This is a genomic window from Streptomyces sp. NPDC051561, assembly GCF_044454195.1.
Lineage (GTDB): Bacteria > Actinomycetota > Actinomycetes > Streptomycetales > Streptomycetaceae > Streptomyces.
On record NZ_JBITDM010000024.1, the window covers coordinates 51,981 to 70,394 of the forward strand.

At 71.2% G+C, this 18,414-nt stretch carries 11 protein-coding genes; 8 read left to right on the top strand and 3 right to left on the bottom strand.

What is annotated here, in order from left to right; all coding sequences use genetic code 11:
• Positions 1-78 precede the first annotated feature (78 nt).
• From ACIA73_RS34870 to hflX, 3 genes are all read left to right on the top strand, one after another.
• Positions 79-2,226: a RelA/SpoT family protein gene (locus ACIA73_RS34870; RefSeq protein ID WP_399442948.1), complete on the top strand. Its 2,148-nt coding sequence runs from the start codon at positions 79-81 to the stop codon at positions 2,224-2,226.
• Between the two features lie 109 nt (positions 2,227-2,335).
• Complete coding sequence (locus tag ACIA73_RS34875; RefSeq protein ID WP_399442949.1) at positions 2,336-3,814, top strand: M1 family metallopeptidase; 1,479 nt, start codon at positions 2,336-2,338, stop codon at positions 3,812-3,814.
• A 199-nt stretch (positions 3,815-4,013) separates the two neighbouring features.
• Positions 4,014-5,492 carry a GTPase HflX gene (hflX, locus tag ACIA73_RS34880; RefSeq protein ID WP_399442950.1) on the top strand — a complete coding sequence of 493 codons (1,479 nt, stop codon included), beginning with the start codon at positions 4,014-4,016 and terminating at the stop codon, positions 5,490-5,492.
• Positions 5,493-5,647: 155 nt separating this feature from the next.
• On the opposite strand, the gene ACIA73_RS34885 is transcribed toward hflX, so the two are convergent.
• Positions 5,648-6,841: a trypsin-like serine peptidase gene (locus tag ACIA73_RS34885; RefSeq protein ID WP_399442951.1), complete on the bottom strand. Its 1,194-nt coding sequence runs from the start codon at positions 6,839-6,841 to the stop codon at positions 5,648-5,650.
• 175 nt (positions 6,842-7,016) lie between these two features.
• Entirely contained in the window at positions 7,017-8,240 is a 1,224-nt protein-coding gene (locus ACIA73_RS34890) for a trypsin-like serine peptidase (RefSeq protein ID WP_399442952.1), read from the bottom strand.
• Positions 8,241-8,539: 299 nt separating this feature from the next.
• Between ACIA73_RS34890 and ACIA73_RS34895 the strand changes: the two genes are divergently transcribed.
• From ACIA73_RS34895 to ACIA73_RS34915, 5 genes are all read left to right on the top strand, one after another.
• Positions 8,540-9,985 carry a diaminobutyrate--2-oxoglutarate transaminase family protein gene (locus tag ACIA73_RS34895; RefSeq protein WP_399442953.1) on the top strand — a complete coding sequence of 482 codons (1,446 nt, stop codon included), beginning with the start codon at positions 8,540-8,542 and terminating at the stop codon, positions 9,983-9,985.
• A 40-nt stretch (positions 9,986-10,025) separates the two neighbouring features.
• Positions 10,026-12,095 carry an IucA/IucC family protein gene (locus ACIA73_RS34900; protein WP_399442954.1) on the top strand — a complete coding sequence of 690 codons (2,070 nt, stop codon included), beginning with the start codon at positions 10,026-10,028 and terminating at the stop codon, positions 12,093-12,095.
• Between the two features lie 112 nt (positions 12,096-12,207).
• Entirely contained in the window at positions 12,208-13,068 is an 861-nt protein-coding gene (locus ACIA73_RS34905) for a GNAT family N-acetyltransferase (RefSeq protein WP_399442955.1), read from the top strand.
• Positions 13,069-13,286: 218 nt separating this feature from the next.
• A complete protein-coding gene (locus ACIA73_RS34910) occupies positions 13,287-15,275 on the top strand; it encodes an IucA/IucC family protein (protein ID WP_399442956.1) in 1,989 nt (662 codons plus the stop codon).
• 38 nt (positions 15,276-15,313) lie between these two features.
• Entirely contained in the window at positions 15,314-17,299 is a 1,986-nt protein-coding gene (locus tag ACIA73_RS34915; RefSeq protein WP_399442957.1) for an ATP-dependent DNA helicase, read from the top strand.
• 130 nt (positions 17,300-17,429) lie between these two features.
• On the opposite strand, the gene lexA is transcribed toward ACIA73_RS34915, so the two are convergent.
• Entirely contained in the window at positions 17,430-18,215 is a 786-nt protein-coding gene (lexA, locus tag ACIA73_RS34920; RefSeq protein WP_399442958.1) for a transcriptional repressor LexA, read from the bottom strand.
• Positions 18,216-18,414 lie beyond the last annotated feature (199 nt).

Genomic DNA, 18,414 nt, shown 5'->3' on the forward strand with positions numbered 1-18,414 from the left:
CCCGGACGGGACACTCCCGACGAAGGCAGCGGGAGTCACCACCTGCCCACCGCCGGTCGAGGCCGCCGGAGGTGCCCCATGACAGCAGAGGCCGCCAACCCCAACGGTATGACCCCGGAGATCCGCCAGCCGGTCCCGCCGGCCGCGCTCCCGCACACCTCGGGGGGCCGCAGGCGCGGCCGCCACCGGATCGATCTGCGCAGGATCGGCCGGGCCGCCCTGCTCGGACCCGCCGCCCGCGGCCGGACCTCCGACGCGATCGCCCATGTGGCCGAGGCCCACCGCGCGCACCATCCGGACGCCGACATCACGATCCTCAGCCGGGCCTACGTCCTCGCCGAGTCGTCCCACCGCGGACAGATGCGCAAGAGCGGCGAGCCGTACATCACCCACCCGCTGGCCGTGACGCTGATCCTCGCCCAGCTGGGCGCCGAGACCACGACCCTGACGGCCTCGCTGCTGCACGACACCGTCGAGGACACCGACGTCACCCTCGACCAGGTGAGGGAGCAGTTCGGCGAGGAGGTCTGCTTCCTCGTCGACGGCGTCACCAAGCTGGAGAAGGTCGACTACGGGGCCGCCGCCGAGCCCGAGACCTTCCGCAAGATGCTGGTGGCCACCGGTAACGACGTACGCGTGATGTCGATCAAGCTCGCCGACCGGCTGCACAACATGCGCACCCTCGGCGTGATGCGCCCCGAGAAACAGGTCCGGATCGCCAAGGTCACCCACGAGGTGCTCATCCCGCTCGCCGAGCGGCTCGGCGTGCAGGCGCTCAAGACCGAGCTGGAGGACCTGGTCTTCGCCATCCTCCAGCCCGAGGAGAACGCGGCCACCCGCGCGCTGATCGACGCCAACGCCGCCCAGGGCGACCCGCTCGCCCCCATCGCGGAAAACGTCCGCAGCGTACTCAAGGACGCCGGCATCACGGCCGAGGTCGTCATCCGGCCCCGGCACTCCGTCTCCGTGCACCGCGTCTCCGGCAAGCGCGGCGAGCTGCGCGGCACCGACTTCGGACGGCTGCTCGTACTGGTGGGGGAGGACGCCGACTGCTACGGGGTCCTCGGCGAGCTGCACACCTGCTTCACCCCGGTGATCTCCGAGTTCAAGGACTTCATCGCCTCGCCCAAGTTCAACCTGTACCAGTCCCTGCACACCGCCGTCGCGAGCGGCGACGGGGCGGTCGCCGAGATCCTCATCCGCACCCACCAGATGCACAAGGTCGCGGAAGCCGGCGTGGTCGCGCTCGGAAATCCGTACGCCCAGCCGGAGACCGCCGACCCCACGGAGGACGGCGACCGCGTCGACCCCACCCGCCCCGGCTGGCTCTCCCGCCTCCTCCAGTGGCAGGAGGACACCCCCGATCCGGACGCCTTCTGGACCTCGCTGCGGGCCGACCTCGCGCAGGACCGGGAGATCACCGTCTTCCGCGCCGACGGCGGCACCCTCGGGCTGCCCGCCGGTGCCAGCTGCGTGGACGCGGCGTACGCGCAGTACGGAACCGCCGCCCACGCCTGCATCGGGGCCCGCGTCAACGGCCGTCTGGCGACGCTCAGCACGGTGCTGCGCGACGGCGACAGCGTGCAGCTGCTGCTGTCCCACGACGCGGCCTCAGGGCCCTCCCCGGACTGGCTCGACCACGCCCGCACCCCCGCCGCCCGGATCGCCATCGCGGGCTGGACCGCCGACCCCTCGACCGCACACGACGCGGGACCGCCGGCCGCCCCCGAAGCGGCCCCGGCCGCAGGTGCCCCCGCGACCCCCTCACGGCACGCCGTGGAGCACGCGGTGACCGACCTGCCGGACGCCACCGTGCGCATGGCGGGCTGTTGTACGCCCGTCCCGCCCGACCGGGTCCTGGGCTTCGCCGTCCGCGGCGGAGTGGTCACCGTCCACCGCGAGGGCTGCGCGGCCGTCAGCAGGATGCGGGCGCTCGGGCGCGAACCGGTCGGGGTGCGCTGGCAGGACACCGCGGACATGCGAGTCACCCTGATCGCTGAATCGTTCGGCCGCCCGCACCTGCTCGCCGACCTCACCGAAGCCATCGCGACGGCCGGCGTCGAAGTGGTCTCCGCCACCGTCGAACCGCCCACGGAGCAACGGGTGCGGCACACCTACACCCTCCAACTCCCGGACGCCACCGGCCTCCCGGCGCTGATGCGGGCGATGCGCGAAGTGCCCGGGGTGTACGACGTCGGCCGCGCCCAGCACCCGGAGGGCGCCTGACCCCGGCCGGACCACCGGTGCCGCCGCGCGCGGGCAGCGCAACCGCTCGTTCGGGTGGCACGCGCGTGCCGTCCCACCGCGGCGCCGCGGGCGCTGATAGCGGTAGTTCATGCTGCTCACCTCCCGGCGCCTGCGTGCCGTTCTGCTGGCCGCCGCCTCTCTCTCGCTCGTCGGAGCGGTGCTGCCCGCACCCGTTCCCCTCGGTATCGGCGACCCGCTCTTCCCTCACCTGGGCAACCCCGGCTACGACGTCCTCAGTTACGACATCGCCCTGACGTACGGCGGCGACAACAGCAAGCCCCTGACCGCCGTCACCACCATCGAGGCGCGCGCCACGGACCGGCTGGAGCACATCAACCTCGACTTCGCCCACGGCACCGTCCAGTCGGTCGTCGTCAACGGTGTCCGTGCGAAGTTCACCGCCACCGGCGAGGACCTGGTGGTCACCCCCGTCAGGACGGTGCACCGGGGCGGACGTACGGTCATCACCGTCAAGCACACCAGCAACCCCGTCGGCAACACCTCCGACGGTGGCTGGGTACGCACCGGAGACGGCCTCGCCATGGCCAACCAGGCGGACGCCGCCCACCGCGTCTTCCCCTGCAACGACCACCCCTCCGACAAGGCGTACTTCACCTTCCGGGTGACCGCCCCCAAGTCACAGACCGTCGTCGCCAACGGGCTGCCGTCCGCGATGCCCCGCGCGGCCAAGGGCCTCAACGGCAAGCAGGACACGCGCTCCTGGACGTACCGCACCAGCCATCCGATGGCCACCGAGCTCGCCCAGGTCTCCATCGGCGACTCCGCGGTACTGCGCAGGACCGGACCGCACGGGCTGCCGGTGCGGGACGTGGTCCCCGCCAAGGACGTCAAGCTGCTGGAGCCGTGGCTGAAGAAGACTCCGGCGCACCTCAGGTGGATGGAGGAGCGGGTCGGGCGCTACCCCTTCGAGACGTACGGGGTGCTCGTCGCGGAGGCCACCACCGGGTTCGAGCTGGAGACACAGACGCTGTCGCTGTTCGAGCGCTCGCTGTTCACCGGCGGCGGCTACCCGCAGTGGTACGTCGACTCGATCATGGTGCACGAGCTGGCCCACCACTGGTTCGGCAACAGCGTCTCGCCCCGTGGCTGGTCCGACCTGTGGCTCAACGAGGGGCACGCCACCTGGTACGAAGCGCTCTACGCGGACAAGCAGCGCCCGCTCCAGGCACGGATGAAGGCCGCGTACGCCAACTCCGACGGCTGGCGCCGCGCGGGCGGACCGCCCGCCGCACCCAAGCCCTCCGGGCCCGGACAGAAGATCGGCATCTTCCGGCCCGTGGTGTACGAGGGCAGCGCCCTGGTGCTCTACGCACTGCGCCAGGAGATCGGCGAGGCCGCGTTCGACCGGGTCGAGCGGCGCTGGGTGCGCAAGCACCGCGACTCGTCCGCCACCACCAGTGACTTCGTGGAGCTCGCCTCCGACGTCGCTGACCGTGACCTCTCCGGCTTCTTCGAGCAGTGGCTGTACGGGGCCAATACGCCGCCGATGCCGGGGCACCCGGACTGGAAGAGCGCGGCGGCCCAGGCCCCTGGGAAGGGCCGGTAAACCCGTGTGACGACGGGGCGGTGCCGTGCGACCATCAACGGGTCGGCGGCGCTGCCCGGGCGGGAATTTTCACCGGGACCTTCGGGAATCATCCGGGATCGTCACGCGTTGTGACTGTCGACGGAAGCTTTTCGGGACCGCCTTTCGGGGCAGCCTCTCCGAGCCTCCCCACACCCTTTGGCGACGACGTAAGGATCCAATGACCCCCTCCACTTCTTCCCCTTCCACGAACGACAACAGCACAGACAGCCTGCGGGCCGATGCCCTGATGGAAGAGGACGTCGCCTGGAGCCACGAGATCGACGGAGAGCGGGACGGCGACCAGCTCGACCGCTCCGAGCGCGCCGCCCTGCGACGCGTGGCGGGCCTCTCCACCGAGCTTGAGGACGTCACCGAAGTCGAGTACCGGCAGCTGCGCCTGGAGCGCGTCGTGCTGGTCGGTGTGTGGACCTCGGGGACCGCCCAGGACGCGGACAACTCCCTCGCGGAGCTGGCCGCGCTCGCCGAGACGGCCGGCGCCCTGGTGCTCGACGGCGTCGTCCAGCGGCGCGACAAGCCGGACCCGGCGACGTACATCGGCTCGGGCAAGGCACTGGAGCTGCGGGACATCGTCCTGGAGACCGGCGCCGACACCGTGGTCTGTGACGGTGAGCTCAGCCCCGGCCAGCTCATCCACCTCGAAGACGTCGTCAAGGTGAAGGTGGTCGACCGGACCGCCCTGATCCTCGACATCTTCGCCCAGCACGCCAAGTCCCGTGAGGGCAAGGCGCAGGTCGCCCTCGCGCAGATGCAGTACATGCTGCCGCGACTGCGCGGCTGGGGTCAGTCGCTGTCCCGGCAGATGGGTGGCGGCGGCGGTGGCGGCATGGCCACGCGCGGTCCCGGTGAGACCAAGATCGAGACCGACCGGCGCCGCATTCGCGAGAAGATGGCGAAGATGCGCCGGGAGATCGCGGAGATGAAGACCGGCCGCGAGCTCAAGCGCCAGGAGCGCAGGCGCAACAAGGTGCCCTCGGTCGCCATCGCCGGGTACACCAACGCGGGCAAGTCCTCGCTGCTCAACCGCCTCACCGGTGCGGGTGTGCTGGTGGAGAACTCGCTGTTCGCCACCCTCGACCCGACCGTCCGCCGTGCCGAGACGCCCAGCGGGCGGCTCTACACGCTGGCGGACACGGTCGGATTCGTCCGGCACCTGCCGCACCACATCGTCGAGGCGTTCCGCTCCACCATGGAGGAGGTCGGCGACTCCGACCTCATCCTGCACGTGGTGGACGGCTCGCACCCGGCCCCCGAGGAGCAGCTGGCCGCCGTGCGCGAGGTGATCCGTGACGTCGGCGCGACCGGCGTACCGGAGATCGTCGTGATCAACAAGGCGGACGCGGCCGACCCGGTCGTGCTCCAGCGGCTGCTGCGGATCGAGAAGCGGGCCATCGCGGTCTCGGCCCGTTCGGGCCAGGGCATCGAGGAGCTCCTGGAGCTCATCGACCGCGAGCTGCCGCGCCCCGCCGTCGAGATCGAGGCGCTGGTGCCCTACATCCAGGGCGCCCTGGTCTCGCGGGCACACGCCGAGGGCGAGGTGCTCTCCGAGGAACACACCGGCGAGGGCACGCTGCTCAAGGCCCGGGTGCACCCGGAACTGGCGGCGGAGTTCGAGGTGTTCACGCCGACCGCGCACTGAGGCCGGCGCGGGGGAGCGTCCCGCGCGGGACGCTCCCGTACGACCGCAGGCCCTGGCGCGCGTACGGCCGTCCGACCCGGCGGCGCCTGCGACCGCAGGAACGGCCGAAGGCCCGTACCTCCACCAGGAGGTACGGGCCTTCGGCCGTCCGGTGCCTAGCGGCTGCCGTACTTCTTGCTCATCATCGTGTAGATCTGCTGGGCGCCCCTGCCGAGCCGGGGTCCGGCGAGCCAGGTGTGGTCGAGCGGGCCGATCGAGGTGTTCGACACCAGCGCCAGGCGGCCGTTCGACTTCGACATGAACCAGCCGCCGCCGGAAGAACCGCCGGTCATGGAGCAGCCGATGCGGTGCATGGCGGGCGTGTTCGGGCCGACGGACAGACGGTTCGGCCGGTCGACGCACTTGTACATGAGTGCGCCGTTGTAGGGCGGGCCCTGCGGGTAGCCCCAGGCGCCCATCGCGCTGATCCGCCGGGTGTCGGGAGCCTGGAAGTCGACGTCGATGGCCGTGCCGACGGTCTCCTCAAGGGACTTGCCGCTGCCGTTCTCCGGCTTCACATGCAGCACCGCGTAGTCGTACGCCGCACCGGTGCCGCCGGTGGGGCCGCCGTCACGGATCCACTCGCCGGAGGTCGCGGCCCAGTCGGCCCAGTAGGAGCCGTACGGCGCGTGCTCCGGGAACGGGGCCTTCTGGAGCGCCGCGGGCGACTTGCCCTTGTTGTTGTACGCGGGGACGAAGGTGAGGTTGCGGTACCAGCCGCCCTGGGCGCCCGCGTGCACGCAGTGCCCGGCGGTCCACACCAGGTTGGACCTTCCGGGGTTGTTCACGTCCTTGACGACCGTGCCCGAGCAGACCATGTGGCCCTTGGGGGAGTCGAAGAAGAGCTTGCCGACCGGGGCGCCGTGCTTGGTGTACGGAGTCTTCTCGGGCACCGCACGGACCGGCGGAGGTGCCGGGTCGGAGACGCCCTGGCCGCTGGAGAGGTCACTGGCCGTCATCGTCTTGGCCGGCTCGGAAGCGGTGCGCATCCGCTCCGGGTTCCACAGCCCCGCGATGACCGGGTTGACGAAGTCCTTGGCCTCGCGCAGCCACTTGTCCTTGTCCCAGTTCTGCCACTCGCCGTTCTTCCACTTCTCCGGGTCGAAGCCCTTCTCCTTGAGCTTGTCGGCGATGTCCTTGGGCAGCGCCAGGTCGCCCTTGCCCTGGTCACCCGCGGGCTTCGGAGTGGCGGGCGCGGGAGCCGACGGCTTGTCCGCGCCCTTGTCCTCGGTCGGGCCGCAGGCCGTGGCCGTCAGCGCGAGGGCCGCCGCCAGACCGGTGGCGGCCAGCAGTGGTCGTATGGATCGCATGGAAGGTTTCCCCCTGATGTTCGGGTATGTCATGAGCGTGTCATGCAAGAACGTGCGGGCGCGCCCGGCGCAGAAGTGCGGTGCGGACGCGGCGTACAGGAAGTGCGGTGTGCAGTGCGGAACGTAGCAGGGGGCCTTTGGCGAGTGTGCCGAAGGCCCCCTGCCGGGACGCTGGTTACTTCGCGCCGGCCTTGTCGTAGATGGCCTTGGCCTCGGGGCCGAAGCGCGGTCCGGCCAGCCAGCCGGCCGAGATCGGGCCGATCGAGGTGTTGGAGACCAGGGCCGGCTTGCCGTCCTGGCCCAGCGCCACCCAGCCGCCGCCCGACGAACCGCCGGTCATGGTGCAGCCGATGCGGTACATGGTCGGCTGTGCGGCCTTCAGCGAGAGGCGGCCCGGCTTGTCCTTGCACTGGAACATGCGCTCGCCGTCGAACGGCGGAGCCGCCGGGTAGCCGGTCGCCTGCATGCTCGCGATCTTCGGCACGGCCGGAGCGTTGAATTCGACCGGAAGGGCCGAACCAACCGTCTCCTCAAGGGACTTGCCGGTGCTGACCTCGGGCTGCATGTTCATCACCGCGAAGTCGTAGGGCGCGCCGTTACCGCCGGTCTGGGTGCCCTCGGCGATCCACTGGTCCGAGGTGTGCGCGCTCTTGGCCCACCACAGGCCGTACGGGGCGAGCTCCGCGCGCGTCGGCTTCGACGCGGGCGACCTCGCACCGTCGTTGTAGGACGGCACGAAGGTGAGGTTGCGGTACCAGCCGCCCTCCGCGCCCGCGTGCACACAGTGGCCCGCGGTCCACACCAGGTTGGACTTGCCCGGGTGCGCCGGGTCCTTCACCACGGTGGCGGAGCAGGCCGCCGAGCCCTTGGGGGTGTCGAACAGCAGCCGCCCGGACTCGGGTGCGGCGGAGTGGTACGGGGCCTTCACGGCGCGCGCCGGCACACGCGCCGGGGTCGGGTCGGTGACCCCGTTGTCGCCCGAAATGTCATTGTCGACGGGCTGCTTGGGCGGCTTCTCCGCCTCCCGCATCCGGTCCGGGTTCCACAGGTCCTCGATGATCGGGTTGACGAAGTCCTCGGCCTCGCGCAACCAGTCGTCCTTGTTCCAGTTCTGCCACTCGCCGTTCTTCCACTTGTCCAGATCGATCCCGCGCTCCTTGAGCTTGTCCTTGAGCTCGTCCGGAATCGTGATCTTGCCGTCGTCGGTGCCGCCCGCGGCACCGGCCGAGCCGGCGGCCGGAGCGGACGGGGTCCCCGACGCGCCGTCCTCGGTGGGACCGCAAGCGGTCACGGTCAGGGCGAGTGCGGCGGTGAGCCCGACGACGGAAAGCAGTGGCGCGCTTCTGCGACGTGCGCTCCTCCTACGGGTTGCGGTGCAGGTCGGGCGTATGGGTCGCATGTCTTGATCCCCCTGGGACTTCGAACGTGACGGGTCGGACGGGTCGAGCGGTGACTGCTGGCGCGATACGCGGGCGAGCGCGACCGCCGTTGCGCGGACCCACTATGCCGGTGCCGATGGGGACGGCCAACGGCAGGGCCGCGGTTCCGCCGCCGGAAGGATCTTCTGATTGCCCGTGATCCTTCGGGGTCAAAGTCGTTGATACGTACGAGGGATGTCGGGACGTCGTTCAGTCCTGCGGGGCAATGCGCACACACGTACCTGCAACCAGGGCTTTCACAGGGGGAGGACCAGCAGTCGTGGCCGTGACCGAACCTGCTCCGGCGGTGGCGTCGGCTACGCAGCCGACCGTCGCGCACGAGGGCATTCTGCGTCGACAGTCGCTGCGCGAGTCCGCGGCGAGAACGTACGCGCGATCGCTGCCGATCGTTCCGGTACGCGCGCGGGGCCTGACCATCGAGGGCGCGGACGGGCGGCGCTACCTCGACTGTCTGTCGGGGGCCGGGACGCTGGCGCTCGGCCACAACCACCCGGTGGTGCTCGAAGCGATCAAGAAGGTGATCGACTCGGGGGCGCCGCTGCACGTCCTGGACCTGGCCACTCCGGTCAAGGACGCCTTCACCACCGAACTGTTCGCCACCCTGCCGCGCGAACTCGCGGACAACGCCCGGGTGCAGTTCTGCGGCCCGGCCGGGACCGATGCCGTCGAGGCCGCGCTGAAGCTGGTCCGCACCGCCACCGGCCGCAGCGGGCTGCTGGCCTTCACCGGTGCGTACCACGGCATGACCTCCGGAGCGCTGGACGCCTCGGGCGGGGCGCCGGACGTGCGGGTGACCCGGCTGCCCTACCCGTACGACTACCGCTGCCCCTTCGGGACCGGCGGGGAGCAGGGCGCCGAACTCTCCGCGCGCTGGACGGCGAATCTGCTCGACGACCCCAAGGGCGGAGTGCCGCAGCCTGCCGGGATGATCCTCGAACCGGTACAGGGGGAGGGCGGGGTGATTCCCGCCCCGGACGCCTGGTTCCGGGGGATGCGGGAGATCACCGCAGCCCGGGACATCCCGCTGATCGTGGACGAGGTGCAGACCGGGGTGGGCAGGACCGGGGCCTTCTGGGCGGTCGAGCACAGCGGGACCGTGCCCGATGTGATGGTCATGTCCAAGGCGATCGGCGGCAGTCTGCCGCTGGCGGTGATCGTCTACCGGTCGGAACTGGACGCCTGGCGCCCGGGCGCCCATGCCGGGACCTTCCGCGGCAATCAGCTCGCCATGGCGGCGGGTGCGGCGACCCTGGCCTTCGTACGGGAGAACGGGCTCTCCCAGCGGGCCGGGGCGCTCGGGGAGCGGATGCTCGGGCAGTTGCGGCAACTGACCGCCGGGCACCCGGTGATCGGGGACGTCCGCGGGCGAGGGCTCATGATCGGGGTCGAACTGGTGGACCCGGAGAGGGCACCGAGCGGCGGCCCGGCCGACGGACCTTTGCCCGCGGCCCCCGCGCTGGCCGCCGCAGTGCAGCAGGAGTGCCTGCGGCGCGGGCTCATCGTCGAGGTCGGAGGGCGGCACTCCGCCGTCGTACGGCTGCTGCCCCCGCTCACCCTCACCGACGAACAGGCGGACGCCGTGCTGGACCGGCTCGCCGACGCGTTGGCGGCCGCGGAACGTTCGTCCTTCCGGGACGAGCATCGCCGTCCCGGGCCGCCCCGTCAGGAGCAGCACCACCAGGAACCGACAGGGACGCCGTGCTGATCCCGGCCGGCACCGGAACCACCTCACAAGGAAGCCCTCCGTGAACCCCACACCCGCACCCGACACGTATGAGAGCAGCGCAGTCGAGGCCAGTGCAGTCGAGGCAGCGGCGGTCGAGGCCGGCGCGGTCGGGACAGCCGGCTCCCGGGCCGGCGCCACCACCGGGACGACCGCCGCACGGGACCACACCCGGGCCGGAGCGCCGGCCGAAGCGATCGGCGGTGCGACCGCCGATATGACCGAACCGGTGACGGTGCCCCGGCAGTTGTGCCACGGGAGCCAACGTGCCCCGGAGGCCGGACTGTTCCAGGGCCTACCCGATCCCCTCGACCACCCGGACCCGCAGAGCGCGGCGGACGCGGCCGGGGTGGAGAACCTGCTGCGCTGCTGGGTGCGCGAGCGGAACCTGCCACGGCCCGCGGGATCCACCCTGCGGATCCCGCTCGACCACAGCGGCACCTCCCTCCTGGTGCCGGTCCGCTACTGGTCGCCCTGCGGCTGGCACCGCTTCGGTATGCCGGTGCTGGCGAGCGGCCCCCGGCTGGCCCCGACCGTCGACGCGGTCACCCTCGCTGCGCTGCTCGGCCGCGAAACGGCCCCCTGCTCCACCTCCGTCCCGGACTCCTCCCCCTTGGCGGCAGATCAGGCACGTCCGGCCGGTGCCGAGCCCACCCGTGGTGAGGGCGCGGACCTGGTGGGCCGGGTCGCCGACTCGGTGCGCCGCACGGCCGACTTCATCTCCGAGCGCAGGCGCAGCCCCGAGCCCGCCGCCGGCAGTGACCTCTTCCTCACCGCAGAGCAGTCCCTCCTGCTCGGGCACCCCACGCACCCCACCCCCAAGAGCCGCGAGGGCCTCTCGGAGGCGGAGGCACACCGTTACTCGCCCGAGACGCGGGGAAGTTTCCCGCTGCACTGGATGGCCGTCGACCGTGCGCTGCTAGCCCAGGACTCCGCCTGGACCGAGCGCGGCCGCACTCTTCCGGCCGAACAGATCGCCTCCCGCCTGGCCGGCGACCTCGAACTCCCCGACGGTACGGCCGCCCTGCCCGTCCACCCCTGGCAGGCACGCGAGTTGGCACTGCGACCGGGTGTCGCGGACCTCCTCGACGAAGGGCTCCTGCACGACCTCGGCCCGTCCGGCGCCCCCTGGTACCCCACCTCCTCGGTGCGTACGGTGCACCGGCCGGGTGCCGCCGCGATGCTCAAGCTCTCCCTCGGCGTACGTATCACCAACTCCCGCCGGGAGAACCTCCGCAAGGAACTCCACCGGGGCGTCGAGGTGCAACGTCTGCTGCGGGGCGGCCTCGCCGAGGAATGGCACGCCGCCCACCCGGGCTTCGACATCGTCCGCGACCCGGCCTGGCTCGCCGTCGACGCCCCGGACGGCACACCCGTCCCCGGCCTGGACGTCGTCCTGCGGCACAACCCCTTCGGGCCCGACGACGACGCCGTCTGCATCGCCGGCCTCACCGCGCCGCGCCCCTGGCAGGGACGTACCGCAATGCACTCGCGCCTCGCCGACCTGGTGGCCAGGCTGGCCGCCCGCACCGGAAGGCCCACCGGGGCGGTCGCGGCCGAATGGTTCCTGCGCTATCTCGATCAGGTCGTCCGCCCGGTTCTCTGGCTCGACGGACAGGCGGGCATCGCCCTGGAGGCCCACCAGCAGAACACCCTGGTTCTGCTCGACCACGACGGCTGGCCGGTCGGCGGCCGCTACCGCGACAACCAGGGCTACTACTTCCGCGAGTCCCACCGCGAAGCCCTGGAAGCACGACTGCCCGGCCTCGGTGTCCGCAGCGACACCTTCGTCGCCGACGACGTCACCGACGAACGCTTCGCCTACTACCTCGGCATCAACAACATCCTCGGTCTGATCGGGGCGTTCGGCGCCCAGCGTCTCGCCGACGAACGCGTCCTGATCGCCGCACTCCGCCAGTTCCTCGCCAAGTCCACCGGGCTCGGGTCGGCCCTCCCTGCCCAGCTCCTCGAAACCCCGACCCTGCGCTGCAAGGCCAATCTGCTGACCCGGCTGCACGGCCTGGACGAGCTGGTGGGCCCGGTCGACACCCAGTCCGTCTACGTCACCATCGCGAACCCCCTTCGCCCCTGATGTTCCGCCCTGTCACCCCACGTCCCGTTTCCCTCTGAACGTCCCTGCCGTACCCGGAAGTTCCCGCCGGGCCGAACCGGCCCACCGAACTGCTGAGAGGAGAGCACCGACCGTGCCTCCCACCGATGCGAGCACCGAAGCCGAAGCCGAAGCCGAAGCAGAGAACCGGACCGAAGGCCGAGCCGGGACCGAAGGCCGAGCCGGGACCGAAGGCCGAGCCGGGACCAAGGCACCCCCCGCGCCCCTGTCGGCCTGCGAAGAGACCCTGGAGCTCCGCCTTCCCGACGAGTTCGTCGCGCGCTTCCGGACCGAGGAGGCCGGGCCGGCCACCGGGACCGGGCAGGCTGCGGAGACCAGACCGCCCACGGGGGGCGCGGAGGCCGCAGGGTCCAGGTACGCCAGAGACCTCCTGGACGCACTCGCCGACTGGCCCTCCACCCCCACCGCCGCCGGTGAATTCCGCCTCGTCCCCGTGCACCCCGTACACGACCTGGCACTCCTCACCCGCTGGATGAACGACCCCGCCGTCGCCGAATTCTGGGAACTGCCGGGGGACGAGGACGTCACCGCCGCCCATCTGCGCCCCCAACTCGAAGGCGACGGCCGCAGCGTCCCCTGTCTGGGCGTGCTCGACGGCACCCCCATGAGCTATTGGGAGATCTACCGCGCCGACCTCGACCCGCTCGCCCTTCACTACCCGGCCCGCCCGCACGACACCGGCATCCACCTCCTGCTCGGCGACGCCGCCGATCGCGGACGAGGCCTCGGCACCACTCTCCTGCGGGCCGTCGCCGATCTCGTACTGGACCAACGCCCTTCCTGCGCCCGGGTCGTCGCCGAACCGGACCTGCGCAACGCCCCGTCCGTCGCCGCCTTCCGCAGCGCGGGATTCCGTCTCAGTGCCGAAGTCGAACTCCCCGACAAACGCGCCGCGTTGATGATGCGCGAGCGCACCCACCACCGCCGCCCGTAACCACGCCTGGCCCCAGGTAGACCCACCTGCCACAGCAGACCCACCTGCCACAGCAGGGCCCACCTGTCGCACCGAGCCCCAAAGCCTCGAAGTCCCGAAGGTTCGAAGCCCCAAAGGCTCTAAGTCCCAAAGGCTCGAAGTCCCAAAGTCGCACCCGCTTCAACCGTCCCACCCGCCGCCCCACTCGTCCCGCACCGGTCCCACTTCGAGGAGTCACCGTGTCGAACCCGGCCCCGACACCCGTCCCCGCCTCTGCACCCGTCCCCGCCCAGGCGCCCGTCCCCGCGCAAGGCTCCGCCACCCACGGCCGCCTCCCTGTCCCGCCGGTCCTCGCCGACCCACCCGAACTCACCGCCTACGGCTGGGAACGGGCCTCCCGCCGCCTGCTCGCCAAGACCCTCGCCGAGTTCGCGTACGAGGAGATCATCACGCCCACCCCGCAGCCCGAATCCCCGCAGCCCGAATCCCAGCAGCCCGAAACCCCGCAGCCCGAATCCAGCCGGTCCGAACCCCCGGAACCGGGCATCGGCACCCTCCACACCCCCTGCACCCTCCACACCCTCCGCCTCGACAACGGCGAAATACTGTCCTTCCGCGCCCGCCGCGGCTCCTACGACAGCTGGCAGATCGCCCCGGACACCCTGGAGATCCAGGGCCACGACGACACCGCCCGCCGCCCCTTCCACGATCCGGTCCAGTTCCTGGTCCTCGCCCGCCGCCTGCTCGACCTCGACGGCGCCACCCTCGGTCACCTGGTGCGCGAGCTCACCGCCACCCTCGCCGCCGACGTCCGTCTCGATCACACCGCCCGCACCGCCGCCGAACTCGCCGACCTCGGTTACGCGGAGCTGGAGGGCCACCAGACCGGACACCCCTGGCTGGTCCTCAACAAGGGCCGCGTCGGCTTCTCCGCCCAGGACGCCACCAGCTGGGCCCCCGAGGCCCGCACCCCCACCGCACTTCCCTGGATCGCCGTCAGCACCGCCCTCGCCCGCTACCAGGGCGTCCCCTCCCTGGCGGTCCCGGAGCAGCTGTACGACCGCGAGATCGACCCCACCACCCGCGCCCGCTTCGACGCCGCCCTACGCGAGCGCGGGCTGGCCCCGGCCTCGTACCTCTATCTGCCTGTGCACCCCTGGCAGTGGGACGAGTCGATCCTGCCGCTCTTCGCGCCCGCGATCGCCCGCGCCGAGATCGTCCCGCTGCCCGCCGACGGCGACCTGCGACTGCCCCAGCAGTCCATCCGCACCTTCCTCAACGTCAGCCGCCCCGAGCGGCTGACCGTGAAACTGCCGCTGTCGGTGCTGAACACCCTGGTCTGGCGCGGCCTGCCCACCGAGCGCACCGTGGCCGCTCCCGCCGTCACCTCCTGGGTCCAAGGGCTCTACGCGGCCGACGAGTTCCTCCGGGACGAGTGCCGGGTCGTACTGCTCGGCGAGGTCGCCTCCGTGGCGGTCGAGCACCCCGTCTACGACCACCTGCCGGAAGCCCCGTACCAGTACAAGGAACTCCTCGGCGCGATCTGGCGCGAACCTCTCGACACCCGTCTCTCCCCCGGCGAACGCGGGCGGACCCTGGCCGCCCTGCTGCACACCGACCCACAGGGCCGCGCCTTCACCGCCGAACTGGTCGCCCGCTCGCAACTGGCGCCCACCGCCTGGCTCCGCCACCTCTTCGAGGCATTACTGCCGCCCCTGCTGCACTTCCTCTACCGGTACGGCACGGTCTTCTCCCCGCACGGCGAGAACGCCATCGTGATCTACGACGAGAGGGACATCCCGGTCCGTCTGGCGATCAAGGACTTCGTCGACGACGTCAACATCAGCTCCGAGCCGCTGCCGGAGCACGACGGCATGCCCGAGGACGTCCGCCGCACCCTGCTCACCGAACCCCCCTCGTTCCTCACCCAGTTCATCCAGTCCGGCCTCTTCATCGGCGTGTTCCGCTATCTCGCGCCGCTCTGCGAGACCCAACTGGGGGTACCGGAGGCAGAGTTCTGGTCACTCGTACGGGCCGAGATCCTCCGGTACCACGCGCGCTTCCCCGAGCTGAAGGACCGCTTCGAGACCTTCGACCTGCTGGTACCCCGGCTGGAGCGGCTCTGCCTCAACCGCAACCGGCTGCACACCGATGGATACCGCGACCGCCCGCACCGCCCGCACGCCACCGTGCACGGCACCGTGCCGAACCCGCTGCACCGGCCGTGACCGCCGTTGTCAGTGGTGCGTCGTAGGGTGGTCGGGCTATGACGAAGCCCTCACTCCCCGAACTCCTCCACGCCGCTGTCGCCTCCGTCGGCGGCGTGGAAAGGCCAGGCCAGGTCACCATGGCCCAGGCCGTCGCCGACGCGGTCGACGACAACTCCCACCTGCTCGTCCAGGCGGGCACCGGCACCGGAAAGTCCCTCGGCTATCTGGTGCCGGCTCTCGCGCACGGCGAGCGGGTGGTGGTCGCCACGGCGACGCTGGCCCTGCAGCGCCAGCTCGTGGAGCGGGACCTGCCGCGCACGGTGGAGGCGCTGAAGCCTCTGCTGCGCCGCACCCCGCAGTTCGCCATGCTCAAGGGCCGCTCCAACTACCTCTGCCTGCACCGGCTGCACGAGGGCGCCCCGCAGGACGAGGAGGACGGCCTCTTCAACCCGATCGAGAGCTACGAGGCCTCGGGGCCCAGCAGCAAGCTCGGCAAGGACCTGCTGCGGATGCGCGACTGGGCCGACGAGACCGAGACGGGTGACCGCGACGACCTCACCCCCGGCGTCTCCGACAAGGCGTGGGGGCAGGTCTCCGTCTCCTCGCGCGAGTGCCTGGGCGCGAGCAAGTGCGCGTACGGCGCGGAGTGCTTCGCGGAGGCGGCGCGGGAGCGGGCGAAGCTCGCCGACGTCGTGGTGACCAACCACGCACTCCTTGCCATCGACGCCATCGAGGGAGCCCCGGTCCTTCCCTCGCACGAGGTACTGATCGTCGACGAGGGACACGAACTGGTCTCGCGGGTCACCGGTGTCGCCACCGGCGAACTCACTCCGGGCCAGGTCAACCGAGCCGTCAAGCGCGCCTCGAAGATCGTCAACGAGAAGGCCGCGGACGCGCTGATGACCGCGTCCGAGACCTTCGAGCGGCTGATGGAGCTGGCCCTGCCCGGCCGCCTGGAGGAGATCCCCGAGGACATGGGGTACTGCCTCATGGCGCTGCGCGACGCCGCACGCACGGTGATCTCCGCGCTCGGCTCCACCAAGGACAAGTCCGTCACCGACGAGGACGCCGTCCGCAAACAGGCCCTCGCCATGATCGAGAACATCCACTCCGTCGCCGAGCGCATCGCCAACGGCTCCGAGTACGACGTCGTCTGGTACGAGCGCAACGACCGCTACGGCACGGCCTCCCTGCGCGTCGCCCCGCTCTCGGTCTCCGGCCTGCTGCGCGAAAAGCTCTTCACCGAGCGTTCCGTGATCCTCACCTCGGCCACCCTCAAGCTCGGCGGTGACTTCAACGGTGTCGGCGCCTCACTGGGCCTGGCCCCCGAGGGCACCCAGGGCGAGGACCTGCCGGTCTGGAAGGGCCTCGACGTCGGTTCGCCCTTCGACTACCCCAAGCAGGGAATCCTGTACGTCGCCAAGCACCTGGCCCGCCCCACCCGGGACGCCGGACGCGAGGACATGCTCGATGAACTGGCCGAGCTGATCGAGGCCGCGGGTGGCCGCACCCTCGGGCTCTTCTCTTCCATGAAGGCCGCCCAGACCGCCGCGGAGACCCTGCGCGAGCGGCTCGACATGCCGATCCTGCTCCAGGGCGAGGACACCCTCGGCGAGCTGATCAAGAACTTCGCCGCCGACCCGCAGACCTGCCTGTTCGGCACGCTGTCGCTCTGGCAGGGCGTCGACGTGCCGGGAGCGAGCTGTCAGCTGGTCGTCATGGACAAGATCCCGTTCCCCCGCCCCGACGATCCGCTGATGAGCGCCCGCCAGAAGGCCGTCGAGGAGCACGGCGGCAATGGCTTCATGGCCGTCGCCGCCACCCACGCGGCCCTGCTGATGGCCCAGGGCGCCGGCCGTCTGGTCCGCGCCTCGGGTGACAAGGGCGTCGTCGCGGTCCTCGACCAGCGCCTCGCCACCGCCCGCTACGGCAGCTACCTCAAGGCCTCCATGCCCGACTTCTGGTTCACCACCGACCGCAATCAGGTGCGCCGCTCGCTGGCCGCGATCGACGCCGCCGCGAAGGCCGCGGACGCGGGCTGAGACTGCGCCAGGCACTGCTCGCACCCCGCCCCCGCAAGGCCCGGCCTCGTGGGGGGCCGGGCCGAGCCCGCGAAAAGGGCAGGGCTCCGGAACCGTGGTTCCGGAGCCCTGCCCAGGCCGGCGGGCATGGTCAGACCCGCCGGAGCACCGCGACGACCTTGCCGAGAATGGTCGCGTCGTCTCCGGGGATCGGCTGGTACGCCGCGTTGTGCGGCAGCAGCCAGATGTGATGGTCCTCGCGCTTGAAGCGCTTCACGGTGGCCTCGCCGTCCAGCATCGCGGCCACGATGTCGCCGTTCTCCGCGACCGGCTGGCGGCGGACCGTGACCCAGTCGCCGTCACAGATCGCGGCCTCGATCATCGAGTCGCCGACCACTTTGAGTACGAACAGCTCTCCGTCGCCCACCAGCTGCCTCGGCAGCGGGAAGACGTCCTCCACGGACTCCTCCGCGAGGATCGGCCCGCCGGCGGCGATCCGGCCCACCAGCGGCACGTACGAGGCGGCGGGCTTGCCCGTGGTGTCGGTGGTCTGGGTGCTCGGCTGGTCGGAGCCGCGCACCTCGTACGCCCGGGGGCGGTGCGGGTCGCGGCGCAGGAAGCCCTTCCGCTCCAGCGCCATCAGCTGATGGGCCACGGAGGAGGTGCTGGAGAGGCCGACCGCCTGACCGATCTCGCGCATGGACGGCGGGTAACCCCGGCGCTGCACGGAGTCCCGAATGACCTCGATGACCCGCCGCTGCCGGTCCGTGAGCCCGGAGCTGTCCGCCCTGATCCCCGGAGGTCGGCCGGGCAGCGAGCGTGCGGGCTTGGCCCCGTCGGCGTTCTGGCTCGCTTCGTTCATGGCATGCCCCGGCTCAATTCGGCCCAGGGAGCGGTCCTGGGCTGCGATCGTTGCACTGTCTGCGGTGGTCGTCATGGTCGGCCCCTCTCGAATGGTCTCCCTGACCGCATAACGGTAGTAGCTTTCGAAAGGTTGCGCCAAACACACGTTCGAGTGAAAAACTGCAGAGTGCCTGCCGTATTCGTACGGATGGGTGTATGGGGCGGGCTTGAGGTGCCTTCGCGCGAGATCTCGCCGAACGGCAATTCGACTCATTACGGTAGCCTTCTCCGTC